Here is a 25,582-nt window from a genome sequence, read left to right as displayed (position 1 = left end):
GCATCGCTCACGCAGCCTCCCCCGACGCGCCCTGGGTGTCGGCCGGCGGGGGCGGCTCGAGCAGCAGGCACACGGCCACTGCGGCCGCGATGGCCACCAAAATATTGAGCTTGAGCGGCAACGCGTAGGCTGCCACCGCCGCGGCGCCGGCGACCCCGGCGGCGACCCGGCGCAAGCGCGTGTTGGTCATCGAGCAGGTGATGCCGATCAGCGCGAGGATGCCCGCAAAGTCCAGCCCCCAGGCGCTAGGAATCACGTTGGACAGCACCACGCCGAGCAGGCTGGCGCCGACCCAGCTGACCCAGTTCATGCAACAGTTGCCTGCCAGATACGCCTCCTGCGCCTTCAGCCGCGCGGCATCGCCGCCGGGCTCGGGAAAGCGCTGCACGAACATCACATAGCTCAGGTCCGCCGTCAGGTAGCCGGTGAGCATGCGGCGCCACCGCGGCAGGTGCATCAGGTACGGGCGCAGGTGCAGGCTGAACACCACGAAGCGCAGGTTCACGCACAGGCCGGTGGCCAGGATCACCCACATCGGCGCACCAGCGCTGATCAGGGGAATGGCGGCCAGCTGCGAGCTGCCCGCAAACACGATCAGGCTCATCAGGCAGGCCTGGAAGTCGCTCATGCCCGACGTGACCATGGCCACGCCGGTCATCAGGCCCCAGGCGGCGATGCCCGGCGCGATCGGCAGCATCTCGCGCAGGCCCTGGCGGAATTCGGGGTGGGTGAAGTTGGCGCGCAGGAAAAACACTAAGGCGTCAACGGGTCAAAGGCCATGCCGGGCTCCAGCGCAAAACCGCGCAGGAAATCGGCGGCGGCGAGGTGCTTGCCGCCGGGGCGCTGCAGCTCGGTCACGCGCAGCACGCCGGCGCCGCAGGCGATGCGCACGCCGTCCGCATTTGCAGACAAAATCGTGCCGCAGTCTTTATCGGGTATGCGTAGTTCACTATCAATTTCAGAGCGCCACAGTTTCAGGATTTCACCACCGAGCTGGCTGAATGCGCCCGGAAACGGGTCGAACGCGCGGATGCGCCGGGCGATGACGGACGCCGGCTGCGTCCAGTCAATCGCCGCTTCATGCTTGTCGATCTTGTGTGCGTAGGTCACGCCGGCGGCCGGTTGCGGGATCGGTCGAAGGCCAGCGCCGGCCGCCAGCGCCAGCGTCTCGACCATCAGCCGCCCGCCGAGCAGCGCCAGCGTATCGTGCAAACTGCCGGTGGTGTCCTGCGGCGTGATCGGCACGCGCGCCACACGCAGCATGTCGCCGGTGTCGAGCCCCGCGTCCATCTGCATGATGGTGACGCCGGTCTCGGTGTCGCCGGCCTCGATGGCGCGGTGGATCGGCGCCGCGCCGCGCCAGCGCGGCAGCAACGAGGCGTGGATGTTGAAGCACCCCAAACGCGGTATACCAAGCACCCACTGCGGCAGGATCAGCCCATAGGCGGCAACGACCATCGCATCGGCCTGCGCCGCTTCGATGGCCGTGCGCGCGGCCGCCGCGTCCTCGGGATACTTGCCACCCAGGCGCAGGCTGCGCGGCTGCGCTACCGCGATCCCGTTATCCAATGCGAACTGCTTGACGGGCGAGGCGTGCAGCTTCAGTCCGCGCCCGGCCGGACGGTCGGGCTGCGTCAGCACCAGCGCGATCTGGTGGCCGGCAGCGTGCAGCTGCTGCAGGGCATTACGGGCAAATTCGGGCGTACCGGCAAAGATCAGGCGCATCGGTCAGAACGTCGGGTGGGTTGGGCCGCCGCGCACGGCGGGCTCCAGGCTATTGTTTGTTGTCGTTGGGCGCGTTGAGGAACTCCATGCCCTGCTGGGTGCGCGCGACCTGGCCGGCGGGGTCAAAGTAGACCCAGTAGAACATGTCGCCGTCGGCGCGCCAGCGATAGGTCCAGACATCGCCATCCCAGCTGTACACGCGATCGATCCTTGCCGGGTGGCCAAATTCGCGCAGCACGTCGGCACGGCTCCAGCCGGGCTGGATCCTGGCGAACTCGGCCGCCGTCAGGACCTGGCGCTCCCGCAGCACATGGCCCGAGGCATCGAGGTCCACCATGGTGGCGGTCTGGCCAAACGGCTGGCTCGAGTACTGCAGGCGCTCGCCGGCCGGCAGCGCCACCACCGCCGTCGGCGTCCCCAGGCGCGACAACACCTCGGCCCGGCTCATGCCGGGCTGCACGGGTGAAAAGACGGCGCAACCCGCCAGCAGCAGCCCGGCCGCCACCGACAGCACTGGTTTGCACACTGGCATGAGCGTCTCCTGTGAAACGGATGCGCGCCGCAGATCAGACCTTTTCCGCTTCGCGTCTGGCTTTGAGCATCTTGGTCTTGATCCGGTTCCGCTTGAGCGGCGACAGATATTCGACAAACACCTTGCCCACCAGGTGGTCCATCTCGTGCTGGATGCACACAGCCAGCATGCCCTCGGCCTCGAGGGTGCGCAACTCACCCGCATCGTCGAGCGCCGTCACCGTCACGGCGGCCGCGCGCTCCACGCCGTCGTAGATGCCGGGCACCGACAGGCAGCCCTCGTCGCTGACATGGCGCTCGGCGCTGGCCCAGATGATTTCGGGGTTGATCAGCACCAGCGGCTGGTCGCGCTCGTCCGACACATCCATCACGATCAGGCGCTCGTGCACGTCCACCTGCGTGGCGGCCAGGCCGACGCCCTGCGCCTCGTACATGGTCTGCAGCATGTCGGCGATCAGGGTCTTGATGCGCGCATCGACCGCGCGCACCGGCTTGGCCACCGTGTGCAGCCGGGCGTCGGGGTAACAGAGAATGGGAAGTAAAGCCATGGAATCTCAAAATAGGTGTCGCTATTTTCGCTACTTTTGCCGCCGCCGGCCGTCGCAAAAGCCAATAAACGTTGCCCAATCAAGGGCTTGAGTGCAGAATCAACCGCGATTTATCAAGATTTTCGCCGGGTTTTCTGCCACGCGCAGACGGCCCGATTCAGTCTCCTTTGCGGCGTCCGTGATGCAGAAAAATATGAAACACATGATGGCGGGAACGAACACGGCAACCACCACACTCACAGTCCGGACCCCTCTGCTGGCCCTCACCGCCCTCGCAAGCCTGTGGCTCGCAGCGCCCGCGCAGGCCCAGACCCAGAATTACCCGGTCACCCCCGCGCAGCGCGCCACGGCCCAGCAGGTCGCGCAAGCCGGCGTGCCGATTGGCGAGCTCGCACCCAATGCGCCCGACAGCTACACCGTGAAACGCGGCGACACCTTGTGGGCCATCTCGGGCCTGTACCTCAAGCGCCCGTGGCGCTGGCCCGAGCTGTGGGGCATGAACCTGCAGGAAATCCGCAACCCGAACCTCATCTATCCCGGCCAGAACCTGTATCTGGACAAGTCCAATGGCCGGGCCCGGCTGCGCACAGGCCCGGCCGGCCGCGGCTCCGCCATGGATACGGTGCGCCTGTCACCGCACACCCGCTACGAGACGCTGGCCGGCAACGCGCTGCCCACGCTGCGCTCGGACCTGATCGAGCCATTCCTGGCAGAGCCCATCATCGTGGATGAAAACGGCCTGGCGCACGCGCCCCGCATCGTCGCGACCCAGGAAAACCGCGTGCTGCTGACGCGCGGCGACCGCGCCTATGCGCGCGGCGATGCCAGCGCCCCCTTGAAGGACGACCCGGGCAAGGCGTCCGAATTCCGGGTGTTTCGCAACGCCACGCCTTTGAAGGATCCGGACACCGGCACGGTGCTCGGCTACGAGGCGCAATACCTGGGCAAGGCGCGTCTCGTGCGCGGCGAATCGACCTCCACCGACGATGGCGTCGACGGCAAGTCGCAGGCCGAGATCGTGCCGGCCACCATCGACATCGTCTCCGCCAAGGAAGAAATTCGCGTCGGCGACCGCCTGCTGCCCGAGCCGCCGCGCCAATTCCTCAGCTACACGCCGCATGCCCCGCAGGGCGAGGTCAAAGGGCGCATTGTGTCGGTGTACGGCAGTGCCGTGGTGAATGCGGCGCAAAACCAGGTGGTGGTGATCAACCGCGGCACCAGTGACGGCATCGAGAGCGGCGACGTGCTGGCCATCGTGAAAGACGGCCAGCGCCTGGTGGACCCGACCGACCCGGCCAGGGCGCACATCAAACTGCCCGATGAACGCAACGGCCTGCTGATGGTGTTCCGCCCGTTCGAGAAGCTGTCCTACGCGCTGATCCTGGAGATCACCGACGGCGTGAAGGTCGGCGACCGCGTCGTGAATCCGCGCTAGGGCATGCCTGCGCTCGCCCGCGCCACCACGCCTGCGGCCTGATCGGCCGCCACGCCCATGGAGCGCGACGAACTCGCCGCCTGGCTCAGGCTCACACTGACCCCCGGCGTGGGCAACGCCAGCGCGCGCAAGCTGCTGGCCGCCTTCGGGTTGCCGCAGGCCGTGTTCGGCCAGTCCGCCACGGCGCTGCGCCAGATCGTCAGCGCCACCCAGGCCAGTGCGCTGCTGGCCGAGCCGCCCGAGCTGGCCGCCCAACTCGACGCCACCTGGCAATGGCTGCACGAGGCGGCGCCGGGCACGCAGCGCCGGGTGCTGGCGCTGGGCGACGCGGACTATCCGGACTCGCTGCTGACCATCGAAGATCCGCCGCTGATGCTGTACCTGCTCGGCGCCGGAAGTTTTAAGGAGAATCAGGGTGCAGCCCCTACAGGGCCTGAACAGGCAGCTCCTCATTTAATAGCAAATGATTTGCGGCGCAGCCTGGCCATCGTCGGCAGCCGCAACCCGACGCCGCAGGGGGCCGTCCACGCGCGCCAGTTTGCCCGGGCCTTCAGCGAAGCGGGCCTGACGGTGATCTCGGGGCTGGCGCTGGGAGTCGACGGCCAGGCGCACCTGGGCGCGCTGGAGGGCGCTGCAGTGGGAGGCCAGCGGCTGGCCACCGTGGCGGTGGTCGGCACCGGACTGGACCGCGTCTATCCCAAAAGGCATCTGGAACTGGCGCACCGGATTGCGCGCCACGGCTTGATCATCAGCGAGTTCCCGATCGGCACGCCGCCGCTGGCGGCCAACTTCCCCAGGCGCAACCGCATTCTGGCCGGGCTGGCGCAGGGCACCCTGGTGGTGGAAGCGGCGCTGCAATCGGGCTCGCTGATCACCGCCCGGCTCGCCGCCGAGCAGGGCAAGGAGGTGTTTGCCATCCCCGGCTCGATTGCCTCCACCCAGTCGCGCGGCTGCCACGCACTGATCCGGCAGGGTGCCAAGCTGGTCGAGACGGCGCAGGACGTGCTTGAAGAACTCCGGCTCCCGGATGCTGTCAACAACATGGCGCCCGTCACAGACGATACGGGGGCTGAGAGCCAAGATCCCTCGCAACAAAGCCTGCTCAAACAGATGGGTTACGACCCGGTCAGCCTGGACGCCCTGCAAGCCCGCACCGGGCTGGCGACGGCACAGTTGCAGGCTCAACTGCTCGAGCTGGAGCTCGATGGCCAAGTGGCGCGGCTGCCCGGCGGCCTGTTCCAGCGCATGGGCCGGGCTTGAAAGGCCCCCCACGCCCGCCAGGCTTCTGCGCTATATTGGGGCCATGTTTGAAGTGCTCGTGTTCGTCTACGAAAACTACTGGCGAGGCGATGCGTGCCCCGAGCTGCAGCAGCTCGGGCGCAAGCTGAGCATCGTCGGCTTCGAGGAAGACGAGATCGCCCAGGCCTTGGTCTGGCTCGATGGACTGAATCTGGCCGCCCAGGACACGCAGATGGCCCCGGTGGCCGAGCCCGCCGCCCCGCGCCAGTCGCCCATCAGCATGCGCGTGTACTCGGTGGCCGAGCAGGACCATCTGGGCGCGCAATGCCTGGGATTCATCAGTTTTCTCGAATCGTCGGGGGTGCTGCCCGCGCCCATGCGCGAAATCGTGCTGGATCGCGCGATGGCCGCGCCCGGCGACCCGGTCTCGCTTGACGATCTCAAGATCATCGTGCTGATGGTGTATTGGCGTTTTGGCGAGGAGCCCGACTCGCTGGTGCTCGACGAACTGTGCGACGACGCGTCGGGCCGGTTGGCGCACTAGAGCAGTCGCTTTTTCAGTTCAGCAGCCGCTCGGGATTGGCATCGAGCTTGGCCAGCGCCTCGCGCGTGGCGCGCACCGTCAGCGCCTCTTCCTCGGTCGGCACCAGCAGGCCGGCCTGCAGATAGGCCGCGAGCCGGCGCGCCTGGATCAGGTAGCTGCGCCCGTCGGTCGAGGCAAACAGGTGCAGCTGCTTGCGCTCGCTGCGCCAGACATACTGGGCCTGGCTGAGCTTGTTGTTGTGGTCGAGCGTGAACCAGCTTCCCAGCTCGAGTTCCTGCGCCCAGCCCAGCATTGCATCGGTGGGCCGCGAGCCGCCGTCGGACACCACGTCGATGCTGGATGCGTCGATGCCCAGCATCATCTCGAGACTTTCGGCATCGAACGGCAGGTCGCCGGTGCCGTCGTCGGTGACAAAGTCTTCCAGATTCGCCAGCCGCTGCGCCATGTCGTCGATCTGCGCCTGCGGGATGGCGGCGGTCTTGGACAGGAAGGCGTCGGCCAGCGTATCGCCAATCACCTTGAGGTGAACTTCCTGCACGGGCTTGCCCATATTGAGCTGGGTCATGCCCTGGCGCAGCTGCTGCAGCAGCTTGGGCAAGTCCTGGATCACCCGGGCCCGGTCGCTGCGGTTGGGCTTGGCGCTGGCGGCCCACACCAGATCCACCGCCGCACGCTTGAGCAGCAGGGTGTCGTCATGCTGCGGGCCGTTCTTGACGGCGGCCAGTGCCAGCACCTCGGCCCAGACCTTGAACAGGAAATCGCGAATCTCGTCGCGCACCGGCATGGTGCTGAGCATGTTGCGCATCTCGATGGTGTACTGGATCGCCAGCGTTTCCTTTTGCTCGACCTGCTGCACCACCGTGGTGACGCGCTGTGTGACGTCTTTTTCGGTCAGGAACTTGGCCAGGAATTTCTGGAATTCATCGTGCACCAGCTGGAACACCCGGCGTCCGGTCTCGGGGTATTGCTCGATGACCTGCACCACCCGCTTGATCTCGGCCTCCAGCGTGCTGCCGCCGATGGCGCGCGCATCGAAGCCCATGACGCACGAGCCCATGCGGTCGATCAGCTGGCGCGCCGGATGCTGCAGCGTGCCGAAGAACTCGGGCTCGGCGAGTGCCACGCGCAGCACCGGCATTTGCAGCCGGGCAAACCAGACGCGCACGCTGGCCGGAATGCGCTCCTCGGCCAGGATGCTCTGGAACATCAGCGCCACGATTTCAATGGTCGCCTTCTCGTTGGCGTTGGTTGCGCGGCTTTTGAGGCTGGCGGTGCGCTCGCGAATCTGGTGCACCGCCTGCTCGACGCCCGGTGCGTCGTAACTGACCTCGACGCCCTCATACGCAGCCAGCTGCGTGGCCTCGATGTCCGAGATCGCCTGCGCCAGCGCCGGCGAGGCCTGCATCGGGCGCGTCATGTCGTAGCCCGAGACCCGGTCGCTCAGCAGGCGCTTGAGCTGCCCGATCACGCCCTGGGCACGCATACGCACCCGCGCCAGCGGCGTGCTGCCCGTCAACATGCGGGTTTCGTCGGCCAGACGGCTCACGCCGGTGCGGCCTGCGACCGGCGGCACGCCGCTGCCCCCGGAAACACCGCCGCTGCCCCCCGCACCCCCGCCTCCGGTGAAGCCGGACCCCTCGGAGTGACCGCCAGTGGTGTCGGCTGGCGTGTCCCCGCCCGTGTTCGCAGCGTCGGCGCTCCGGCGCGCCCCCAGCCGGCCGCCCGCATTGCGCTTGACCAGCGGCTTGAGATCGATCTCGGGCATGACGCCGCGCTGGATCAGGAACTCGTTGGCATGGTGATAGGCCTCGATCAGGCGGTCCACCAGGTGGTGCCGGATCACGTCATCGACCAGCGCCCACGCCACCCGATCCAGCCCGCAGGCGCTCCATTCCTGCACCACCAGGGCGGCCAGCACTTCGGGGCGAAAGGCATCATGGCTGTCCATTTCCTGCATGGCGTCCAGCCGCTGGATGCGCAGACGCAAGTCGTTCAGCTCCCAGCTGGTCTTGTCCAGGATGGCTTGAACCAGACGCGACGCCAGGATGGTGTTTTCGACCTCTTCGTTGCCGACCAGCGACAGCAATTGGGTTGCCTGCATGTCGCGCGCCACAGCGACGGCCGGCGTCAGGGTCTTGCGCCAGCCCTGCTGCACACCATCCTGCCAGCGCGGACGCAGCTCCTGAAACGCCAGCATCGCATCGCGCCGCTCCTGCATGTTGCGGGGGTTGCCGACCTGATCGGCCAGCGTTTCCAGCCGCGCCTGAATCGCGCTGGCCATCTCGGCGAAAACGTCCCCCACCTCGGCGACAAACTGCTGGCGCGCCTGGCGCGCCAGCAGTGAATCAGGGGTGGACGGGCGCGCAACAGCCATACTGGTCTAGACCCGGGCTCCCGCATTCGGGTCGTTCGGATCTTCTCCCTCTTTGCGGACCGGCGTCTTGATCATGTCTTCCCGTTTGATGCCGAGCTCCATCGCAATCGCCGCGGCCACGAATACCGATGAGTAAATACCGAACAGGATACCCACAGTCAGCGCCAATGCAAAGTAGTGCAGCGTCTGGCCACCGAACAGCAGCATCGACAGCACCATCATCTGGGTCGAGCCGTGGGTGATGATGGTGCGGCTGATGTTGGCGGTAATGGCGTGGTTGATGATCTGCGTCGAATTCATCTTTCGAAAGCGCCGGAAGGCCTCGCGCACCCGGTCGAAAATCACCACCGACTCATTCACCGAGTAGCCCAGCACGGCCAGCACCGCCGCCAGCACCGAGAGCGAAAACTCCCAGCGGAAGAAGGCGAAGAAGCCCAGGATGATGACCACGTCGTGCAGGTTGGCGATGATCGCCGACACCGCGAACTTCCACTCGAAGCGCATGGCAAGGTAAATCATGATGCCAATCACCACCGTGCCCAGCGCCTTGAGACCGTCGGTCACCAGTTCTTCGCCGACCTGCGGTCCGACGAACTCGGTGCGGCGCATCACCACGGCAGGATCGTCCGCCCTCAAGGCTTTGATGACCTGCTCGCTCTGTTGCGCCGAGGTCACACCTTTTTCAACCGACAGGCGAATGATGACATCGCGCGAGTTGCCGAAGTTCTGCACCTGCACGTCGGAGTAGCCCAGCTTCGCGGTGCTACTGCGGATCTTTGCCAGATCGGCCGGCTGCGCATAGCTGACCTCCATCACGGTGCCGCCGGTGAACTCCACCGACAGGTTCAGGCCGCGCGAGATCAGGAAAAACACTGCCAGCGCAAAAACCAGCGCCGAGACCACGTTGAATAACAGGGCATACCGCATGAACGGGATGTCCTTGTGGATTTTGAAAAATTCCATGGTGCCGCCCCTTATTTCGCCTTGGCGACGGCGGTCTCTGCCGCCGGGCGCCAGACCGTACCAATCGACACGCTCTTGAGTTTTTTCTTGCGCCCGTACCAGAGATTCACCAGGCCGCGCGAGAAGAACACCGATGAGAACAGGCTGGTCAGGATGCCGATGCAGTGCACCACGGCAAAACCGCGCACCGGACCGGAGCCAAACGCCAGCAGCGCCAGCCCGGCAATCAGGGTGGTGACGTTGGAGTCCAGAATCGTCGCCCAGGCCCGGTCGTAGCCGGTGTGAATCGCAGCCTGCGGCGAGGCACCCGCGCGCAACTCCTCGCGCACCCGCTCGTTGATCAGCACATTGGAGTCAATCGCCATACCCATGGTAAATGCCATGGCCGCGATACCGGGCAGCGTCAGCGTGGCCTGCAGCATCGACAGCACCGCGATGATCAGCAGCAGGTTGAAGGTCAGCGCCAGGCTGGAGAACACGCCGAACAGCATGTAGTACACGCACATGAACGCGACGATCACCACAAAGCCCCAGGTCACGCTATGAAAGCCCTTTGTGATGTTGTCGGCGCCCAGACTCGGGCCAATGGTGCGCTCCTCGATGATTTCCATGGGTGCGGCGAGCGAGCCGGCGCGCAGCAGGAGCGCGGTGTCGTTGGCCTCCACGGCGGTCATGCGGCCGGAGATCTGCACGCGCCCGCCGCCAATTTCACTGCGGATCACCGGCGCCGTCACCACCTCGCCCTTGCCTTTTTCAAACAGGATGATGGCCATGCGCTTGCCCACGTTCTCGCGCGTCACGTCCTTGAAGATGCGCGAGCCCTTGGAGTCCAGCGTGAGGTTGACGGTGGGCTCCTGTGTCTGGCTGTCGAAGCCGGCCTGCGCATCGGTCAGGTTCTCGCCGGTCAGGATCACCTGCTTCTTCACGATGACGGGCTGGCCGTTGGAATCCAGGTAGCGTTCGTCGCCAAACGGCACCGCGCCGGCGCCGGTCTCGGCCGCGCGCGCCTCGGAGCCCTCGTCCACCATGCGCACCTCCAGCGTGGCGGTGCGCCCGAGGATGTCCTTGGCCTTGGCGGTATCCTGCACGCCGGGCAGCTGCACCACGATGCGGTCCAGCCCCTGCTGCTGGATCACCGGCTCGGCCACGCCGAGTTCGTTGATGCGGTTGTGCAGCGTCACCATGTTCTGCTTGAGCGCCTGCTCCTGGATGCGCCGCACCGCCTCGGGCTTGATGGAGGCCGTGAGCTTGTACTCGATGCCGTCAGGGGCGTCCGCCATCTGCAGATCGGCAAACTGGTCGGCAATCAGGTTCTTCGCATCCTGCAGCGTCTGGTTGTCACGGAACTTGATCTCGATCACGACTCCGTTGCGGTTAATGCCGCTGTAGCGCACGTTCTTCTCGCGCAGCAGGGTGCGGATATCCCCGCTCATGGACTCGGTTTTCTGGGTCAGCGCCGCCTGCATGTCCACCTGCAGCATGAAGTGCACGCCGCCGCGCAGATCCAGCCCCAGGTACATCGGCTCCGCATGCAAGGCCGTCAGCCAGGCCGGCGAGCGCGACAGCAGGTTCAGCGCAACCACATAGCCCGGATCCGACGGATCGGGAATCAGGGCCTTCTGGATCGCGTCCTTGGCCGCTAGCTGGATGTCGGTGCTGTCGAAACGGGCCTTGATGGAGTTGCTATCAACGGTGATGGCGTCAGCCGTGATGTTCGCCGCCTTGAGCGCGTCTTCGATGCGGGCTTGCGTGGTGGCGTCCACCTTGACAACCGCCTTCGCCGACGACACCTGCACGGCCGGAGCCTCACCAAAGAAATTGGGCAGGGTGTAGATCACCCCCACCAGGAGTGCGATCACGATGATCGCGTACTTCCAGACCGGATAACGGTTCATGTTCGCACTTTGCTCTACTTAACTACTTGAAACGATTGACCTGAAAGCCATCGGCCGGATGGATTACTTGATGGTGCCCTTGGGCAGCACCTGCACCACCGCGCTGCGCTGCAGCTGCACTTCCACACCGCTGGCAATCTCGACGCTGAGCAGGCTATCGCCCAGCTTGGTGACCTTGCCCAGCACGCCGCCCGCGGTGGCAATCTCGTCGCCCTTGGCCAGCGCCGACAGCATGGTGCGGTGCTCCTTTTGTTTTTTCATCTGGGGGCGGATCATCACGAAGTAGAGCACCACAAACATCAGCACGAGAGGCGCCATGCTGGTGAGCGACGACATCATGTCGCCACCGGCGGCGGGAGCGGTTTGGGCAAAGGCAGAAGAAATAAACACGGGGAAAACTCCACAACGATTGAATCAATGGAAACCCCCGGGCGCAGGAATGCGCCCGAAAGCAGGCAATGCGGGATTGTATGCCGCGCTATCATGTCCAACCGCCCATTCCCGGGAGTTTGCATCCATGAGCACCCCGCACGCCCACGCTGGCGACCCGCCGCGCGATCACCCCTCCCATCTGGGCGACATGGATATCCGCGTGCGCGCGCTGGAAACCCTGCTCACGCAAAAGGGCTACATCGACCCGGCGGCGCTGGACCGCATCATCGAAACCTACGAAACGCAGGTTGGCCCGCACAACGGCGCACGCGTGGTCGCCCGCGCCTGGAGCGACCCCGCTTACCATGACTGGCTTTTGAAAGACGCCACCGCGGCCATCGCCTCGCTCGGCTTCTCGGGACGACAGGGCGAGCACATGGTCGCGCTGGAAAACACGCCCGAGCTGCACAACATGGTGGTCTGCACCCTGTGCAGCTGCTACCCATGGCCGGTGCTCGGCCTGCCGCCGGTCTGGTACAAGAGTGCGCCCTACCGCGCCAAGGCCGTGCTGGACCCGCGCGGTGTGCTGCGCGATTTTGGCGTGACGCTGCCCGAGGCGACCCGCCTGCGGGTCTGGGATTCCACCGCCGAGGTCCGCTATCTGGTGCTGCCCATGAGGCCTGCTGGTACGTCTGGCCTGAGTGAAGACCAACTTGCAACGCTCGTCACGCGCGATTCGATGATCGGCACCGGCTTGGCGCGGCAACCGGAAGTCACACCATGAACGGCGTGCATGACATGGGCGGTCTGCAAGGCTTCGGTCCGGTGCAGCCCGAGGCGAACGAGCCGCTGTTCCACTTTGAATGGGAAAGGCGCGCGCTGGCCATCACCCTGGCGATGGGCGCCACCGGCCAGTGGAACATCGACCTGGGCCGCTCGGCGCGCGAGTCGCTGCCGCCCGCGGTGTATTTGGCCAGCAGCTATTACGAAATCTGGATCCGCGCGCTCGAGGTGCTGATGCTGCAGCGCGGCTTGGTGAGCCCGCGGGAACTGCGCAGCGGCCAGCTCTTGGTGCCACCCGCGCCCGTAGCTTACGTGCTGCAGGCCGGCAACGTCGCCGCCGCGCTGGCCAGTGGCTCGCCGGCCGACCGCCGGGCCAGTGCGCCGGCCCGCTTCGCACCCGGAGACCGGGTGCGCGCCAAAAACATGCACCCTGTCGGCCACACGCGGCTGCCGCGCTATGTGCGGGGGCATCTGGGCACGGTGCAGGCCGTGCGCGGCTGCCACCTGTTCGCCGATCGGCACGCCAGCCAGCCCCTGCCGCCGTTCGACACCACGGCCGACTGGCTCTACACCGTGGTGTTCGACGGCCGCGAACTCTGGGGCCCGCAAGCCGACGCCGCTGTGCAGGTCAGCGTGGATGCGTGGGAACCGTATCTGGAGGCAGCGACATGAGCATGTCACGCGACACGCCCGCCAGCCTGGACGAGCTGGCCGCGGCCTGCGGCGAATCCCTGCCATTGCCGGTCCTGAATGACAACGGCACCGTGTTTGCCGAGCCGTGGCAGGCCCATGCGTTCGCGATGGCGGTGCAATTGCATCAGCGCGGCCTGTTCACCTGGCCCGAATGGGCCACGGCGCTCACGGTGGAAATCAGGGCTGCGCAGGCGGCCGGCGATCGCGACGACGGCAGCACTTACTATCAGCACTGGCTGGGCGCCCTCGAAAAACTGGTGATTGCCAAACAGGTTGGCACGCCGGCGCAGATCCACCAGCTCGAACACGCCTGGGAAGCCGCCGCCGAACGCACGCCGCATGGCCAGCCGATCGAGCTGCGGCCCGGGGATTTACTACTGAATTAGTAGTGACTTGTCGATATTGCACAAGGGCTGGCGGCCATTTTCCTTGTCTATCATTCCCCGTTTTGACTGTCATTCCCGCCTGCGCGGGAATGACAAGTCCGTGGCGGCTCAGGCCGCCCGCTTTGCGCCCTGAGGGTCGCGCCAGCTAGCCAGCAGCGCATTCCATTGCACGCGCGCGGCCTTGAGGTGGCGCTCCTTCACATGGCCGTAGCCACGGATCTGCTCGGGGATACGCGCGATCTCGACCGCGGTGGCGTGGTTGGCGGCCGTCAAGGACTTCAGCACCTCCTCAATACTGGCCCGGTACTCGCCAATCAGCGCGCGCTCGGTGCGGCGCTCCCCGGTCTTGCCGAAGATGTCGAGTGCAGTGCCGCGCAGGCCCTTGAGTTTGGCCAGCAGCTTGAAGGCGGTCAGCATGTAGGGGCCGAAGGGCCGCTTTTGCAACTCGCCCTTGTCGTTGCGTTTGGCGAGCAGCGGCGGGGCCAGGTGGTAGTTGAGCTTGAAGTCGCCCTCGAACATGCCGTTGATCTTGCCGAGGAAAGCCGGGTCGGTATGCAGCCGCGCCACCTCGTACTCGTCCTTGTAGGCCATGAGCTTGAACAGATAGCGCGCCACCGACTCGGCCAGCAGCGTCTTGCCCAGCGCCGACTCGGCCTGGCGCACCTTGTCGACAAAGGCCCGGTACTGGGCCGCGTACGCGGCGTTCTGGTAGCCGGTCAGGAATTCAACCCGCGTGGCGACCATGTCGTCCAGCGAGGTCCGCTTCTTGAACTCGATCACCTGCCCCGGCGAGGCCAGCGCGGCCACGCCCTGCGGATCGTGCGCGGCGCGCCGACCCCACTCGAACGCGGCCTTGTTGTTGTCCACTGCCACGGCGTTGAGTTCGATGGCGCGCAGCAGCGACTCGCGACCCAGCGGGATCCAGCCCTTTTGCCAGGCGTAGCCCAGCAGCATGGGGTTGGTGTAGATGCTGTCGCCCATCAGCCTGGTGGCGGCCGTGTCGGCATCGAACGAACCGACCGCTGCTATGCCCACCGCCCTGGCGATCTCGCCGGCGCAGTCGTCGCCCGGGTTCTTCCAGTCGGCGTTGTGCACGAACGCCGCGGTCGGCGCACTGTGCATGTTCAGCGCCACTTGGGTACGACCCTCGCGCATGCGCAGCATGGTTTCCTTGCCGGCCGCGACGATCGGATCGCAACCGATGATGAGGTCGGCCGCCGCCATGCTCACGCGCGTGGTGCGGATGTCGTCCTGCCGGTTGGCGATCAGCACATGGCTCCAGGTCGCGCCGCCCTTTTGCGCCAGCCCGCCCGCGTCCTGCGTGACGATGCCCTTGCCTTCAAGGTGCGCGGCCACGCCCAGCAGCTGGCCGATGGTGATGACGCCGGTGCCACCTACGCCCGCGACCACGATGCCCCAGACCCCGCCCGGCACATCGCGCGCCTCGGGGATCACCGGCTCGGGCAGCGCGCCGAGCTCGAACGGCGACGCGGCCTTGTCCTTGGCTTTTTTGCGAAGCTGGCCGCCCTCGACCGTAACGAAGCTTGGGCAAAAGCCCTTGACGCAGGAATAGTCCTTGTTGCAACTGCTCTGGTTGATCTGGCGCTTGCGCCCGAATTCGGTCTCCAGCGGCTCCACGGAGAGGCAGTTGCTCTGCTCGCCACAGTCGCCGCAGCCCTCGCACACCAGCTCGTTGATGACCACCCGCTTGGCCGGGTCCACCAGCGTGCCGCGCTTGCGCCGGCGCCGCTTCTCGGTGGCGCAGGTCTGGTCGTAGATGATGACCGTGGTGCCTTTGATCTCACGAAACTCGCGCTGGATGCGGTCGAGCCCGTCGCGGTGCTCGATGGCAATGCCCTCGGGCAGGCCCTTGACCGTGTCGTACTTCTCGGGCTCGTCCGTGACGATGGTGATCTTGATGGCTCCCTCGGCCCGCATGGACTGGGCAATCTGCACCACCGAGTGCCCTTCGGGGCGCTCGCCGACGGGCTGGCCGCCGGTCATGGCGACCGCGTCGTTGTACAGGATCTTGTAAGTGATGTTGACGCCCGCCGCGATGGCCTGGCGCACCGCCAGCAGGCCGCTGTGGAAGTAGGTGCCGTCGCCCAGGTTGGCGAAGATGTGCTGGTCGGTGGTGAACGGCTGCTGACCGACCCAGGGCACGCCCTCGCCGCCCATTTGCGTGAAGCCGACCGTGCTGCGGTCCATCCAGGTCGCCATGAAGTGGCAGCCGATGCCGGCCATGGCGCGCGAGCCCTCGGGCACCACCGTGCTGGTGTTGTGCGGGCAACCCGAGCAGAACCACGGCAGCCGGTCGGCCTTGACTTCCAGCACCTGCATGGAACGCTCCTTGGCCTGCAGGATTGCCAGCTGCGCGTCGATGCGCGCGGCCATATCGCCATCGACCCCGATTTTTTTCAGCCGCTGCGCGATGGCGCTGGCAATCAGCGCGGGCGACAGGTCGGCATTGGCGCGCAACAGCGTGTTGGCGGTCGGATTCGCCATGGACCATTCACCGCCGCTGAAGTCGCCCTCGCTCTGCTCGCTGAACTTGCCCACCACATTGGGGCGTACATCGGCGCGCCAGTTGTAAAGCTCTTCCTTGACCTGGTATTCGATGACCTGGCGCTTTTCCTCGACCACCAGGATTTCCTGCAGCCCGGTGGCGAACTCGCGCGTCAGTTGCGCCTCCAGCGGCCAGACCACGCCGACCTTGTGCAGCCGGATGCCGAGCTGCTGGCAGGCGGCGTCGTCCAGCCCCAGGTCGATCAGCGCCTGGCGCGTGTCGCTGTAGGCCTTGCCCGAGGCCATCAGGCCGAAGCGGTCGTGCGGGCCGGAGGTGACGTTGTAGTTGAGCCGGTTCGCGCGGATGTAGGCCAGCGCGGCGTACCACTTGTAATGGAACAGGCGCGCCTCCTGCTCGAGCGCATGGTCGGGCCAGCGGATGTGCAGCCCCCCGGGGGCATTTCAAAGTCGGTCGGGATCTTGATCTGCACGCGCTCGGGGTCGATCATGGCCGTGGCGCTGGATTCGACGATCTCCTGGATCGTCTTCATGCCGGCCCAGACACCCGAGAAGCGGCTCATGGCAAAGGCGTGAATGCCCAGATCCAGAATCTCCTGCACCGTGGCCGGGAAGAACACCGGGAAGCCGCAGGCCTTGAAGATGTGGTCGCTCTGGTGCGCGGCGGTCGAGCTCTTGCTGATGTGGTCGTCGCCGGCCACCGCGATCACGCCGCCAAATTCGGTGGTCCCCGCCATGTTGGCATGCTTGAACACGTCGGAGCAGCGGTCCACGCCCGGCCCCTTGCCGTACCAGATGCCGAACACGCCATCAAACTTGTTCGTGCCCGCCGGTGAAAAGCCGAGCTGTTGCGTGCCCCACAGCGCGGTGGCCGCCAGCTCCTCGTTGACGCCGGGCTGGAACACAATGTTCTGCGCCTTCAGGTACTCGGCGGCCTTCCACAGCGCCTGGTCATAGCCACCCAGCGGCGAGCCGCGGTAGCCGCTGATGAAGCCCGCCGTGTTCTTGCCCGCCAGCTGGTCGCGCAGGCGCTGCAGCATCGGCAGCTTGACCAGCGCCTGCACTCCGCTCATGAATGCCGGACCGTAGTCCAGCGAGTACTTGTCATCGAGCGTGACTGTCTCTAAGGCTTTGCGGATGTGTTCGGGCAGCGGGGCGTTCATTTTTTCAGTCTCCAGGTTTTTGCCATTCCGGGCACTCTTCTGTCGGTCCCGGGAATTCCTCTGTCATTCCCGCGCAGGCGGGAATCCATCGCAAAGTGTATGTCGCAGCGCCGGATAAGTGTTTGCTTTCTTTGCCTGTCAATGACCTTCATAAGAAAGAATCTTGCTTAAAATTTCCCGATATGGAAACACTCGACAAGTTTGACATCGCCATCCTGCACGAACTGCAAACCGATGGCCGCCTCACCAACGCAGAGCTTGCGCACCGCGTGGGCCTGTCGGCCGCGCCATGCTGGCGCCGCGTGCGTGCGCTGGAGGAGCGCGGCTACATCACCGGCTACCAGGCAGTGATCGACCGCCACAAGATCGGCCTGGGCGTGCTGGCCTTTGTGCGGCTCGACGCGGACCGCAACTCGGGCGACGCCACGCGCCAGCTGGAAGCCGCCATCAAGAAGCTGCCCGAGGTGATTGCCTGCCACTACATCAGCGGCACCGGCACCTTCGAACTGCAGGTGGTGGCGCAGGACCTGGACAGCTTTTCGCGCTTTGCGCTGCAAAGCCTGATCAACCTGCCGAACGTCAAGGACATGCACACCAGCTTCTCGCTGGGCGAGGTCAAGGCGCGCAGTGCCCTGCCGCTGGGGCATTTGAGTGCGGTTACACGTGTAATCACAAAGTAGTTAACACTTTTAGACCAAAAAACCGGATCGCGCCGCCGTGACATATGTCACAAAATTCTGAGTGCTTTTTCAAGTATCCATTCCAAGTCATTGAAAACGTGTTGTTTTTCTCGTTTTAAAGAGCTTTGAACGTTGACGCTGACTCAATGTCGCAACTACCATTCGTCACGTTTCGAGTAGTACCAAGGTTTTTAAGTACTAACTCTTATAAGCGGTTCTACAACGCGGCTCGCCGCAGGAAAGGAAAGTCAATATGAATAAGCAACTTTTTGCCAAGCTCGCCCTGATCGCCTTCGGCGCCGGCGCCGGCGCCGGCGCCGCGCACGCCGGCCTCGCCACCTCGACCTTCCAGGTCCAGATGACGATCACCGCGTCCTGCGCGGTGACCACCGCGCCGACCAACATCAACCTCGGCAGCGTGGCGGCCCAGACCACTGCGGTGACCCAGACCGGCAGCAACACCTTCAAGGTCAACTGCTCGAAGAGCACGCCGTTCTACATCGGCCTGGCGCCGTCGAATGCCAACACCGCCGGCGCCGGCGTGATGTCGGGCACCGGCTCCAACGGCGACAAGGTGCCGTATACGCTGTACCAGGACGCCGGTTTCGGCACCGTCTGGGGCAACACCGCGACCAGCTTGGCCGTCGGCAACGGCAAATCAGGCACCGGCGCCGGCATGGCCAGCGGCAACGCGGTCTCGTTTACCGCCTACGCCAAGGCCACGAGCGCAGACTTTACGCCCGACACCTACACCGACACCGTGACGGTCAACGTCAACTACTGATCCGCACTGCGCGACCGCGCCGGCACGGTCGCCCAACTCGTTTGCACACCCCCGGTGTCCGCGCAACTTGATGCGGACGTCGCGAACCCTTATAGGAGCCTGCGCATGAACACGCGACCGATCGCCGGGCTCGCGATGACAGCCCTGCTGGCCGGTGTCGCCCACGCCGGGCCGGCGGTCGCAACCTTCCGGGTACAGATGACCGTCGCCTCGTCCTGTGCAGTGACCCTCGCGCCCACAGCCATCGATCTCGGCACCGTTACGACCCAGTCCAGCGCCGTGAACTACAACGGCAGCACGACGCTCAAGGTCAATTGCTCGAAGAAGACGCCGTTCTATATCGGTCTCGCGCCCTCCGACGGCAATCGCAACGGCAAGGGCGCGATGCTCGGCGCGCGAGCGGGGAACGGCGCCCAGGTGCCCTACACCCTCTACTCCAACGCAGCGCTGACGAGGGTCTGGGGCAACACCGCCACCAGCACGCGCCGAGGCAATGGCGTCGCCGGCACCGGCATGGCTGCGGCAGACGCCGTCTCGTTCCCCGTGTACGCGAAGGTGACCAACGTCAACTTCATGCCGGACCGCTATGCCGACACGGTGACGGTCAGCATACATTACTGAGCAGCCCGAACTGCCAACCCCAAGACATGCGCCGACTCTTCTCCCTCCTGCTGCCCCCTCTCGCCGCCTGCGTTGCAGCGCTTGGCTGTGCCGCCACGTTCGCCAGCGGCCTGCAGGTCGCGCCGGTCTCGCTGACGCTGGTCAGCTCGCAAAACGCCGACGGCCTGTGGCTCAGCAACACCGGCGACAACGTGGTGCATGCGCAGGTGCGGGTCTACCGCTGGACGCAGGAGGACGATGCCGACACGCTCGCGACGACGCGTGGCCTGGTCGCGAGCCCGCCGATGGTGGAACTGGCGGCGGGTGACCGCCAGCTGATCCGCGCGATCCGGCTCGGGGCGCCGCCTGCCGGCGGCACCGAGGAAGCGTACCGCCTGATCATCGACGAACTGCCGGTGCATGACCCGAGCCAGAAGGGCCTGCAGTACGTGCTGCGCTACTCGGTGCCGGTGTTCGTCGAGCCGGCCGGCGCGCCGGCCAGCGCGCCGCAACTGCAATGGGCGCTCAGGCGCGAAGGCGACAAGATACTGCTCGAAGTCAGCAACAGCGGTGGCACGCACGCTCAGATCGCCGACGTCGGCTACACCGACGCAGCCGGCAAGCACGGCGACATCGCGCGCGGCCTGCTCGGCTATGTGTTAGCGGGTGCGCGCATGCGCTGGGCGGTGCGCGTGCCGGCCGCCGCGCTTGCGGACGGCGGCCGCTGGGAGGCAATGATCAATGGCAAGACGGACCAAAGCATCACGCTGGCCGAGCGTCCTCGCTGAGGTCCTGTTGCTGCCTCTGGCCTTGCTGGCCGGTGGGGCGCAAGTCGCAGATGCCGGCCCGGACCCGGCGACGCAGATCGCTGGCGCGTCCGACGACAGCCTGGCCAGCGCGAACGGGCAGGACGTGTACCTTGACATGACGCTGAACGGCAGCGCGCGCGGCATCGTGCACTTCGGCGATCGTGGCGGCCAGCTCTGGGCCCCGGCCGCCAGCCTGCGCGCGCTCGGCTTCGTGCTGCCGGCCGGCGGCCCGGACCCGGTCCGCCTGCAAAGCCTGGCCGGTCTGCAGGTGCAGTACGACGCGCAGCAGCAGCGCGTGCTGCTCACCGCGCCGCTGTCGCTGCTGAAGCTCCCCGAAACGGCGCTGACCGTGCCGGGCATCACGCCGCACAGGGTCACCACGTCGCCGGGCCTGCTGCTGAACTACGACCTGTACGGCACCCAGGGCGAGGGCTCGGCCGCGTCCTTGAGCGCATTCACCGAACTGCGCGCATTCGGCGCCTGGGGCGTGGCGAGCAGCACCGCGCTGTCGCAGCAGACGCGCGCCGACGGCGGCGCGTGGCAGCGCCAGTCAGTGCGGCTGGACACCGCCTGGAGCCACTCCTGGCCGGACAAGCTGCTGACGCTTCGCGTCGGCGACACATTGACCGACGCGCTGACCTGGACCCGCGCCACGCGCATCGGCGGCCTGCAGATCGGCAGCAACTTCGCGCTGCAGCCGTACCAGATCACGACCCCGGTGCCGGCGCTGCTGGGCTCGGCCACGCTGCCGTCGCAGCTCGACCTGTACGTGAACGGCATGCGCCAGTTCAACGGCCAGGTGCCGGCCGGCCCGTTCCAGCTGAACACGCTGCCGAACATCAGCGGCGCCGGCAACGCGCAGGTCGTGCTGACCGACGCGTTCGGCCGCAGCACGACGCTGAACTTCTCGCTGTACGGCACGCAGCAGTTGCTGAAACAGGGACTCTCCAGCTGGTCGATCGAGCTCGGCCGCGTGCGCCAGAACTACGGCCTGGTGTCGAACGACTACGGACGGGACCTGGTGGCCAGCGGCACCTGGCGCTACGGCCTAAGCAACAGCTTCACCGTCGAGACGCACGGCGAGGCGACCGCCGGCTTGGGCGAAGCCGGCGCCGGTGGCGCCTGGCTGCTGGGACGGTCCGGCGTGCTGACCGGCTCGCTCGCGCATTCCGGCGGCTCGGGGCAGAGCGGCTCACAGCTCGGCCTGGGCTACAACTGGACCGACAGCCGCTTCAATGTAGCTTTCAGCGGCACCCGCACCGAAGGCGCCTACCAGGACGTGGCCGCGCTGTACGGGAGTCTTCCGGCGCGCGCCAGCGGCAGCGCCACGGTCGGCTACAACACCGACCATATCGGCAGCTTCTCGCTCAGCTACCTGTCCCAGCAGTACCTGGGTCAGACCGCGTCGCGCTATGCCAGCGCCGGCTGGTTCAAGTCGCTGAGCCGCGCGACCACGCTGTCAGTCACCGCAAACCAGGACCTGGTGAATCGCAATCTGCGCAGCGTGTTCGTGAACCTGACCTTGGCGCTCGACGCGCGCACCAGTGTCAGCACCGGGCTGCAGCACGACAACAGCAGCAACTTCGTGACGGCCAGCACCAGCCGCGCGACGCCGACCGAAGGCGGCTGGGGCTGGAACGCCGCGCTGCGCCAGGGCGACGATCAGAACGGTGGGCAGGGCGAGCTCGACTACTTGGGCCGCTATGGGCGCTACGCCGCCGGCGTGAGCGCGTTCAACGGCACCCGCTATGCATACGGCGATGCGAATGGGGCACTGGTGTTCATGGGCGGGCACCCGTTCGCCGCGCGCCAGATCAATGACGCGTTCGCGCTGGTGTCGACCGACGGCGTGCCCGGCGTGCCGGTGCTGCTGGAAAACCGCCCGGTCGGCCGCACCGACCGCAACGGCCAACTGCTGGTGACGCCGCTCAATGCGTACCAGAACAACCAGCTCGCGATCGACCCGATGCAGCTGCCGGCCGACATGCGGATCGCCCGCGTCAGGGCCATCGCCACGCCCAGCGACCGCGCCGGCACGCTGGTGAACTTCGACATCACGCCGGTGCGCGCGGCCTCCATCGTTCTGGTCGACGCGGCCGGCAAGCCGCTGCCGCTGGGCAGCCTGGTGCGCGTAAACGCCCAGCCGGGCAAACCCACCCTGGTCGGCTACGACGGCGAGGTCTACCTGGACACGCTGGATACGCGCAATGTGCTCACGGTGCAGACGCCCGCCGGCGCCTGCACCGTGCGCTTTGACTACCACAAGGACACCGGCGGCAGCATTCCGCAGATCGGACCGCTGCGCTGCACCAAGGAGGCCTCGCCATGACTCGTTCGCTTCAACGCTGGCTGGGGACGCTGCTGCTGATCAGCTGCGGAATGTTTGGGGCCGTGCCGGCGCACGCCGCGCCGTTCAGTTGCAGCGCGACGATGACCACGCTCGCGTTCGGCACCGTCAACCCGCTGTCGAGCCAGACGGATGCGAGCGCCACGCTCAGCTACACATGCACCACCAACGACAATTCGAACCATTATCTCGCCGCGTGTTTCCGCATTGGCCAAGGCCCGTCCGACGCCGCCAATGCCAACCCGCGCCGGATGCAGGCCGGGGCCGGCCCGTACCTGCAGTTCCAGATCTACCAGGATGCGGCCCGGACCAACCCCTGGGGTAGCAACTCCGGGACCCTCGGCACTGAGTTGTATGTCCAGGTGCTGGTCCCGGCCAAAGGTGCCACCTCCGGCGTAGCGACACTCTATGGCCGGGTGCTGGCGGGGCAGACGGCGACGCTCCCCGGCCCCTACAACGAACAGTTGATCAACAACACGCTGAACGTGGTGGATGGCGGAAGCCAGTTTCCCAAGAACTGCGGCGGAGGTGGCACCAACGATGGCAGCTTCGATTCCTTCCTCGTGAGCGCCAACGTGAGCAACTCCTGCTCGGTCACCGCCACCAACATCGACCTCGGCAGCGTTGCCGCCGCGGTGGTCAATAGCGCGGTCCCGGGCACGGGCACCATCAAGGTGACCTGCCCCAGCAGCACCGTCTACACCGTGGGCCTGCTTCCATCGGCCCTCAACGGTGGCACCGCCAGCGGCACGGGCAACATGTCCGGGGTGATCAGCGGCAACACCGACAAGGTGCCCTACCAGCTCTATTCCGATGCGGGCTACACCAAGGTCTGGGGCAATGTCGGTACCAACACCGTCGCAGGGACCGGCACCGGCCTCGCGCAGCCCTATACGGTCTATCCGAAAGCGCCCAGCGCCAACTACACGCCGGACACCTATTCGGATACGGTAACGGTGAACGTCAACTATTGATAGGGGATAGGGGCGACGGGCTGGCCCGCCGCTGGCGCAACGCAAAACCGCCCCCGCGTGCGGTCGCGTTCCGCGACGCTGTCTCGACCACTATGTTTTTGATAGTAAGCTGTCCATATCTCAACTGGGCCACAACCTGTTTCGACCACAAAACCAGGGCGTCAGGGGCTGCTTGGAGTGGCCCGCAGCGCCGCACTCGTGATGGCTCATTTTTTCGCATGCAACAGCACCGCGAGCAGTCCTTCGAAATGCGCATCGCAGGTGAGTAGATCGGCGCCTTGGTGCCGGGCCGTGGCGTAGACGATGGCATCCGCCGCTGCCAGCTTGTATTCACGGTGCAGTTCAGCCGCCAGCAGCGCGATGCGGGTGTCCAGCGGCACGACGACGCATTTCTGCGTGTACGCAATGACCTGGTCTGCCTGTTCCTCGCCCACCTCCCGTCCCAGCCACTTTGCCAGCTCGAGCTGCACGATCGTCGGCACGATGCAGTGCGCCTGCTCGGGAAAGTCCTGACCCAGCCTGGTGCCGAGCGCGCTGCTGGTCAGCCATTCGATCCAGGCCGAGGTGTCGACCACGCGCATCGGTGCCGCCATCAGTAGCGGTCCTCGCGGTCGCGGTAGCCTTCCTTCGTGGCGCCCCTGGCGATGCCCGCCAATTCGTCCAGTTCCGGCACTGGCATGAGCAGCATGCCCCGGCCCTTGGGGATGAACACGAATTCCTGGCCGGCCTTCCAGCGCTGTTCTTCGCGAACGGCCTTTGGAATCGAGATCTGGAACTTGCTGGAGAGGGTGGCGGTGGCGGGCATTTTCGTACCTCGTGTCAATCGATGATGGATTTGTAAGAATACACCCGTTTTAACTTTATCGGGTACGAACGCCTACGGCTGTTTCGGCCACAAAACCCAAAGCTTGAGCGGCTGCTTGAGCCGCCCCGCCAGCTCCCCCGCCTGCGCCCCCCAGCCGGCAAAATAATCGGCGCGCACCGCGCCCACGATGGCGCTGCCGGTGTCTTGCGCCAGCACCAGTTTTTGCAGATTCACCTGCGCGCCGCTGGAGGCGAGCCAGACCGGCGTGCCGTAGGGAATGCTGGCGGCATCCACCGCGATGGAGCGCCCGGGCGTGAGCGCCACGCCCTGGGCGCCGCGCGGGCCGAAGGCAGCGTCCAATTCAGACAGCGGCTCCTCACGGAAGAACACAACGCGCGGGTTGCTCCAAAGCAGCTCGTTCATGCGCTGCGGGTTCTGCGCAAGCCACGCGCGGATGCCGGGCCAGGTGGCATCGCGGGTGGCGCCCTGGTCCAGCAGCCAGCGTCCCACGCTCTGGTACGGCTGGTCATTGGTGCCGGCAAACGCCAGCCGCACCAGGTGCTGGCTGCCGTCGGGCTCGGCGATGCGCAAGCGCCCCGAGCCCTGGATCTGCAGAATCAGCGCATCGATCGGGTCGGCCACGTACGCAATCTCGTTCCCGCGCAGTGCCGCCCGGGCTTCAGGCAGCGTGTCGATTTGCTGGCGCGTGTACCAGGGCCGGCGCTGGTTCAAACCGGCCGGCGGGCGGTACAGCGGCACCGTGTAGCCGGGGCCGGGCAGGCGCGAGGCGTCCATGAGCGGCTCGTAGTAGCCGGTCAGCAGGCCCTCGGACGCGCCGGGGCTGCCTGCCGCAAGCGGCTCCACGCGGTACGGCTGCAGGTGCTGCATCATCCAGGCGCGCTGCTCCTCGCCCGTGCCGATGCTCAGGCGCCGCACTTCGGCGCACAGCGGCGCAAAGGTGGGGCCGGGGCGCTCGCAGCTCTTGATCCAGGCGTTCCAGGCTTCGAACAGCGGGTCGTCGGCAAAGCCCGGCAGGTCGGCCCAGCGCACCGGCACCCAGCGGCTCTTGCCGCTCTGCAGGGCGGGCGGCAGCGGGCCGTTGTCGCCGGGCAGGGCGCCGGGCGCCAGGGCGGCGATACCGGCCTCTCGCGCAGGGTTGTAGGGCGGCGCGCTGGCGCAGCCCCACAGCGTGCCTACAATCGCCGCACTGGCCACACACCGCGAGAGCCGCCACAGGAGTCGATTCATGATTTTGCTTTTGGTTGAAGCGCTGGCCGCCCTGGCGGCGCTGCTGCTGATTGTCTGGTGGACCATGTTCTCGGGCCGCAAACAGGGCGAGTTGACGCTCCCGGAGCCGGCTTCGAAGGATGCGCCAGACATCACGACTTCAGAGCGAAACAAGCCCTAAG

At 66.2% G+C, this 25,582-nt stretch carries 24 protein-coding genes and 1 pseudogene; 13 read left to right on the top strand and 12 right to left on the bottom strand.

All coding sequences use genetic code 11. The features are described from left to right. Positions 1 to 7: 7 nt before the first annotated feature. Genes EUB48_RS00825 through def form a run of 4 tightly spaced genes read right to left on the bottom strand, consistent with a single transcriptional unit; the run spans position 8 to position 2,804 of the window. Positions 8 to 754, bottom strand: a complete 747-nt coding sequence (locus tag EUB48_RS00825) for an AzlC family ABC transporter permease (RefSeq protein WP_420821423.1) — start codon at positions 752 to 754, stop codon at positions 8 to 10. Further along, entirely contained in the window at positions 754 to 1,725 is a 972-nt protein-coding gene (gene fmt / locus EUB48_RS00820) for a methionyl-tRNA formyltransferase (RefSeq protein ID WP_142817095.1), read from the bottom strand. The genes EUB48_RS00825 and fmt overlap by 1 nt, the downstream gene beginning before the upstream one ends. A 49-nt stretch (positions 1,726 to 1,774) precedes the next feature. After that, positions 1,775 to 2,257: an outer membrane protein assembly factor BamE gene (locus EUB48_RS00815; RefSeq protein ID WP_142817094.1), complete on the bottom strand. Its 483-nt coding sequence runs from the start codon at positions 2,255 to 2,257 to the stop codon at positions 1,775 to 1,777. A gap of 34 nt (positions 2,258 to 2,291) precedes the next feature. Further along, complete coding sequence (def, locus tag EUB48_RS00810) at positions 2,292 to 2,804, bottom strand: peptide deformylase (RefSeq protein WP_142817093.1); 513 nt, start codon at positions 2,802 to 2,804, stop codon at positions 2,292 to 2,294. 202 nt (positions 2,805 to 3,006) lie between these two features. Between def and EUB48_RS00805 the strand changes: the two genes are divergently transcribed. From EUB48_RS00805 to EUB48_RS00795, 3 genes are read left to right on the top strand one after another with little or no spacing between them, the layout of a single operon-like run. After that, entirely contained in the window at positions 3,007 to 4,239 is a 1,233-nt protein-coding gene (locus EUB48_RS00805) for a LysM peptidoglycan-binding domain-containing protein (protein ID WP_420821465.1), read from the top strand. 57 nt (positions 4,240 to 4,296) lie between these two features. After that, positions 4,297 to 5,499: a DNA-processing protein DprA gene (gene dprA / locus EUB48_RS00800; RefSeq protein WP_142817091.1), complete on the top strand. Its 1,203-nt coding sequence runs from the start codon at positions 4,297 to 4,299 to the stop codon at positions 5,497 to 5,499. A gap of 43 nt (positions 5,500 to 5,542) precedes the next feature. Further along, a complete protein-coding gene (locus tag EUB48_RS00795; RefSeq protein ID WP_142817090.1) occupies positions 5,543 to 6,022 on the top strand; it encodes a Smg family protein in 480 nt (159 codons plus the stop codon). Between the two features lie 13 nt (positions 6,023 to 6,035). Here the strand turns inward: EUB48_RS00795 and EUB48_RS00790 are convergent, their stop codons facing one another. The 4 genes from EUB48_RS00790 to yajC all read right to left on the bottom strand — a co-directional run bounded on the left by EUB48_RS00790 (position 6,036) and on the right by yajC (position 11,644). Further along, on the bottom strand, positions 6,036 to 8,396 hold the full coding sequence (locus EUB48_RS00790) for a DUF1631 domain-containing protein (protein WP_142817089.1): 2,361 nt from the start codon (positions 8,394 to 8,396) through the stop codon (positions 6,036 to 6,038). Positions 8,397 to 8,402: 6 nt separating this feature from the next. After that, entirely contained in the window at positions 8,403 to 9,359 is a 957-nt protein-coding gene (secF, locus tag EUB48_RS00785) for a protein translocase subunit SecF (RefSeq protein WP_142817088.1), read from the bottom strand. An 11-nt stretch (positions 9,360 to 9,370) separates the two neighbouring features. Next, on the bottom strand, positions 9,371 to 11,254 hold the full coding sequence (gene secD / locus EUB48_RS00780; RefSeq protein WP_142817087.1) for a protein translocase subunit SecD: 1,884 nt from the start codon (positions 11,252 to 11,254) through the stop codon (positions 9,371 to 9,373). Between the two features lie 63 nt (positions 11,255 to 11,317). Beyond that, complete coding sequence (gene yajC, locus EUB48_RS00775; RefSeq protein ID WP_142817086.1) at positions 11,318 to 11,644, bottom strand: preprotein translocase subunit YajC; 327 nt, start codon at positions 11,642 to 11,644, stop codon at positions 11,318 to 11,320. A gap of 127 nt (positions 11,645 to 11,771) precedes the next feature. Between yajC and nthA the strand changes: the two genes are divergently transcribed. The 3 genes from nthA to EUB48_RS00760 are packed head-to-tail and all read left to right on the top strand — an operon-like array spanning position 11,772 to position 13,488. Then, positions 11,772 to 12,410 carry a nitrile hydratase subunit alpha gene (nthA, locus tag EUB48_RS00770; protein WP_210411679.1) on the top strand — a complete coding sequence of 213 codons (639 nt, stop codon included), beginning with the start codon at positions 11,772 to 11,774 and terminating at the stop codon, positions 12,408 to 12,410. Next, a complete protein-coding gene (gene nthB, locus EUB48_RS00765; RefSeq protein WP_142817084.1) occupies positions 12,407 to 13,081 on the top strand; it encodes a nitrile hydratase subunit beta in 675 nt (224 codons plus the stop codon). The genes nthA and nthB overlap by 4 nt, the downstream gene beginning before the upstream one ends. Continuing rightward, positions 13,078 to 13,488, top strand: a complete 411-nt coding sequence (locus tag EUB48_RS00760; protein ID WP_244618288.1) for a nitrile hydratase accessory protein — start codon at positions 13,078 to 13,080, stop codon at positions 13,486 to 13,488. Before nthB ends, EUB48_RS00760 begins: the two co-directional genes overlap by 4 nt. Positions 13,489 to 13,596: 108 nt before the next feature. Here the strand turns inward: EUB48_RS00760 and EUB48_RS00755 are convergent. Continuing rightward, a pseudogene (locus EUB48_RS00755) lies at positions 13,597 to 17,174 on the bottom strand (indolepyruvate ferredoxin oxidoreductase family protein). Positions 17,175 to 17,356: 182 nt separating this feature from the next. Here EUB48_RS00755 and EUB48_RS00750 point away from each other — a divergent pair. From EUB48_RS00750 to EUB48_RS00725, 6 genes are all read left to right on the top strand, one after another. After that, the gene (locus tag EUB48_RS00750) at positions 17,357 to 17,854 is read left to right on the top strand and encodes an Lrp/AsnC family transcriptional regulator (protein WP_142817083.1); all 498 of its coding nucleotides are present in this window, start codon (positions 17,357 to 17,359) and stop codon (positions 17,852 to 17,854) included. A gap of 253 nt (positions 17,855 to 18,107) precedes the next feature. After that, positions 18,108 to 18,638: a Csu type fimbrial protein gene (locus tag EUB48_RS00745; RefSeq protein WP_142817082.1), complete on the top strand. Its 531-nt coding sequence runs from the start codon at positions 18,108 to 18,110 to the stop codon at positions 18,636 to 18,638. 105 nt (positions 18,639 to 18,743) lie between these two features. Continuing rightward, the gene (locus EUB48_RS00740) at positions 18,744 to 19,259 is read left to right on the top strand and encodes a Csu type fimbrial protein (RefSeq protein ID WP_142817081.1); all 516 of its coding nucleotides are present in this window, start codon (positions 18,744 to 18,746) and stop codon (positions 19,257 to 19,259) included. 26 nt (positions 19,260 to 19,285) lie between these two features. Then, the gene (locus EUB48_RS00735; protein WP_142817080.1) at positions 19,286 to 20,026 is read left to right on the top strand and encodes a fimbrial biogenesis chaperone; all 741 of its coding nucleotides are present in this window, start codon (positions 19,286 to 19,288) and stop codon (positions 20,024 to 20,026) included. A gap of 7 nt (positions 20,027 to 20,033) precedes the next feature. Continuing rightward, positions 20,034 to 22,376 carry a fimbria/pilus outer membrane usher protein gene (locus EUB48_RS00730; RefSeq protein ID WP_244618287.1) on the top strand — a complete coding sequence of 781 codons (2,343 nt, stop codon included), beginning with the start codon at positions 20,034 to 20,036 and terminating at the stop codon, positions 22,374 to 22,376. Continuing rightward, on the top strand, positions 22,373 to 23,368 hold the full coding sequence (locus tag EUB48_RS00725) for a Csu type fimbrial protein (protein ID WP_142817078.1): 996 nt from the start codon (positions 22,373 to 22,375) through the stop codon (positions 23,366 to 23,368). The genes EUB48_RS00730 and EUB48_RS00725 overlap by 4 nt, the downstream gene beginning before the upstream one ends. Positions 23,369 to 23,574: 206 nt before the next feature. Here the strand turns inward: EUB48_RS00725 and EUB48_RS00720 are convergent, their stop codons facing one another. The 3 genes from EUB48_RS00720 to mltA all read right to left on the bottom strand — a co-directional run bounded on the left by EUB48_RS00720 (position 23,575) and on the right by mltA (position 25,487). Further along, on the bottom strand, positions 23,575 to 23,961 hold the full coding sequence (locus EUB48_RS00720; RefSeq protein ID WP_210411678.1) for a type II toxin-antitoxin system VapC family toxin: 387 nt from the start codon (positions 23,959 to 23,961) through the stop codon (positions 23,575 to 23,577). Beyond that, complete coding sequence (locus EUB48_RS00715; RefSeq protein WP_142817077.1) at positions 23,961 to 24,173, bottom strand: AbrB/MazE/SpoVT family DNA-binding domain-containing protein; 213 nt, start codon at positions 24,171 to 24,173, stop codon at positions 23,961 to 23,963. The genes EUB48_RS00720 and EUB48_RS00715 overlap by 1 nt, the downstream gene beginning before the upstream one ends. Before the next feature lie 72 nt (positions 24,174 to 24,245). Beyond that, positions 24,246 to 25,487: a murein transglycosylase A gene (gene mltA, locus EUB48_RS00710; RefSeq protein WP_142817076.1), complete on the bottom strand. Its 1,242-nt coding sequence runs from the start codon at positions 25,485 to 25,487 to the stop codon at positions 24,246 to 24,248. On the opposite strand from mltA, the gene EUB48_RS21245 reads away from it, so the two are divergent. Beyond that, a complete protein-coding gene (locus tag EUB48_RS21245) occupies positions 25,420 to 25,581 on the top strand; it encodes a hypothetical protein (protein ID WP_168226678.1) in 162 nt (53 codons plus the stop codon). The two genes, mltA and EUB48_RS21245, sit on opposite strands and share 68 nt — an antisense overlap. Position 25,582: the final 1 nt, after the last annotated feature.

The organism is Rhodoferax sediminis (assembly GCF_006970865.1).
GTDB classification, from domain to species: Bacteria; Pseudomonadota; Gammaproteobacteria; order Burkholderiales; family Burkholderiaceae_C; genus Rhodoferax_A; species Rhodoferax_A sediminis.
This window is presented reverse-complemented; position numbering and strand designations above follow the sequence as displayed.

Bases quoted from the DNA above. Each gene is read 5' to 3' on its own strand.
- fmt (WP_142817095.1), bottom strand. From the start codon at position 1,725: ATGCGCCTGATCTTTGCCGGTACGCCCGAATTTGCCCGTAATGCCCTG.
- EUB48_RS00815 (WP_142817094.1), bottom strand. From the start codon at position 2,257: ATGCCAGTGTGCAAACCAGTGCTGTCGGTGGCGGCCGGGCTGCTGCTG.
- def (WP_142817093.1), bottom strand. From the start codon at position 2,804: ATGGCTTTACTTCCCATTCTCTGTTACCCCGACGCCCGGCTGCACACG.
- EUB48_RS00805 (WP_420821465.1), top strand. From the start codon at position 3,007: ATGATGGCGGGAACGAACACGGCAACCACCACACTCACAGTCCGGACC.
- dprA (WP_142817091.1), top strand. From the start codon at position 4,297: ATGGAGCGCGACGAACTCGCCGCCTGGCTCAGGCTCACACTGACCCCC.
- EUB48_RS00795 (WP_142817090.1), top strand. From the start codon at position 5,543: ATGTTTGAAGTGCTCGTGTTCGTCTACGAAAACTACTGGCGAGGCGAT.
- EUB48_RS00790 (WP_142817089.1), bottom strand. From the start codon at position 8,396: ATGGCTGTTGCGCGCCCGTCCACCCCTGATTCACTGCTGGCGCGCCAG.
- secF (WP_142817088.1), bottom strand. From the start codon at position 9,359: ATGGAATTTTTCAAAATCCACAAGGACATCCCGTTCATGCGGTATGCC.
- secD (WP_142817087.1), bottom strand. From the start codon at position 11,254: ATGAACCGTTATCCGGTCTGGAAGTACGCGATCATCGTGATCGCACTC.
- nthA (WP_210411679.1), top strand. From the start codon at position 11,772: ATGAGCACCCCGCACGCCCACGCTGGCGACCCGCCGCGCGATCACCCC.
- nthB (WP_142817084.1), top strand. From the start codon at position 12,407: ATGAACGGCGTGCATGACATGGGCGGTCTGCAAGGCTTCGGTCCGGTG.
- EUB48_RS00760 (WP_244618288.1), top strand. From the start codon at position 13,078: ATGAGCATGTCACGCGACACGCCCGCCAGCCTGGACGAGCTGGCCGCG.
- EUB48_RS00750 (WP_142817083.1), top strand. From the start codon at position 17,357: ATGGAAACACTCGACAAGTTTGACATCGCCATCCTGCACGAACTGCAA.
- EUB48_RS00745 (WP_142817082.1), top strand. From the start codon at position 18,108: ATGAATAAGCAACTTTTTGCCAAGCTCGCCCTGATCGCCTTCGGCGCC.
- EUB48_RS00740 (WP_142817081.1), top strand. From the start codon at position 18,744: ATGAACACGCGACCGATCGCCGGGCTCGCGATGACAGCCCTGCTGGCC.
- EUB48_RS00735 (WP_142817080.1), top strand. From the start codon at position 19,286: ATGCGCCGACTCTTCTCCCTCCTGCTGCCCCCTCTCGCCGCCTGCGTT.
- EUB48_RS00725 (WP_142817078.1), top strand. From the start codon at position 22,373: ATGACTCGTTCGCTTCAACGCTGGCTGGGGACGCTGCTGCTGATCAGC.
- EUB48_RS00720 (WP_210411678.1), bottom strand. From the start codon at position 23,961: ATGGCGGCACCGATGCGCGTGGTCGACACCTCGGCCTGGATCGAATGG.
- EUB48_RS00715 (WP_142817077.1), bottom strand. From the start codon at position 24,173: ATGCCCGCCACCGCCACCCTCTCCAGCAAGTTCCAGATCTCGATTCCA.
- EUB48_RS21245 (WP_168226678.1), top strand. From the start codon at position 25,420: ATGATTTTGCTTTTGGTTGAAGCGCTGGCCGCCCTGGCGGCGCTGCTG.
- mltA (WP_142817076.1), bottom strand. From the start codon at position 25,487: ATGGTCCACCAGACAATCAGCAGCAGCGCCGCCAGGGCGGCCAGCGCT.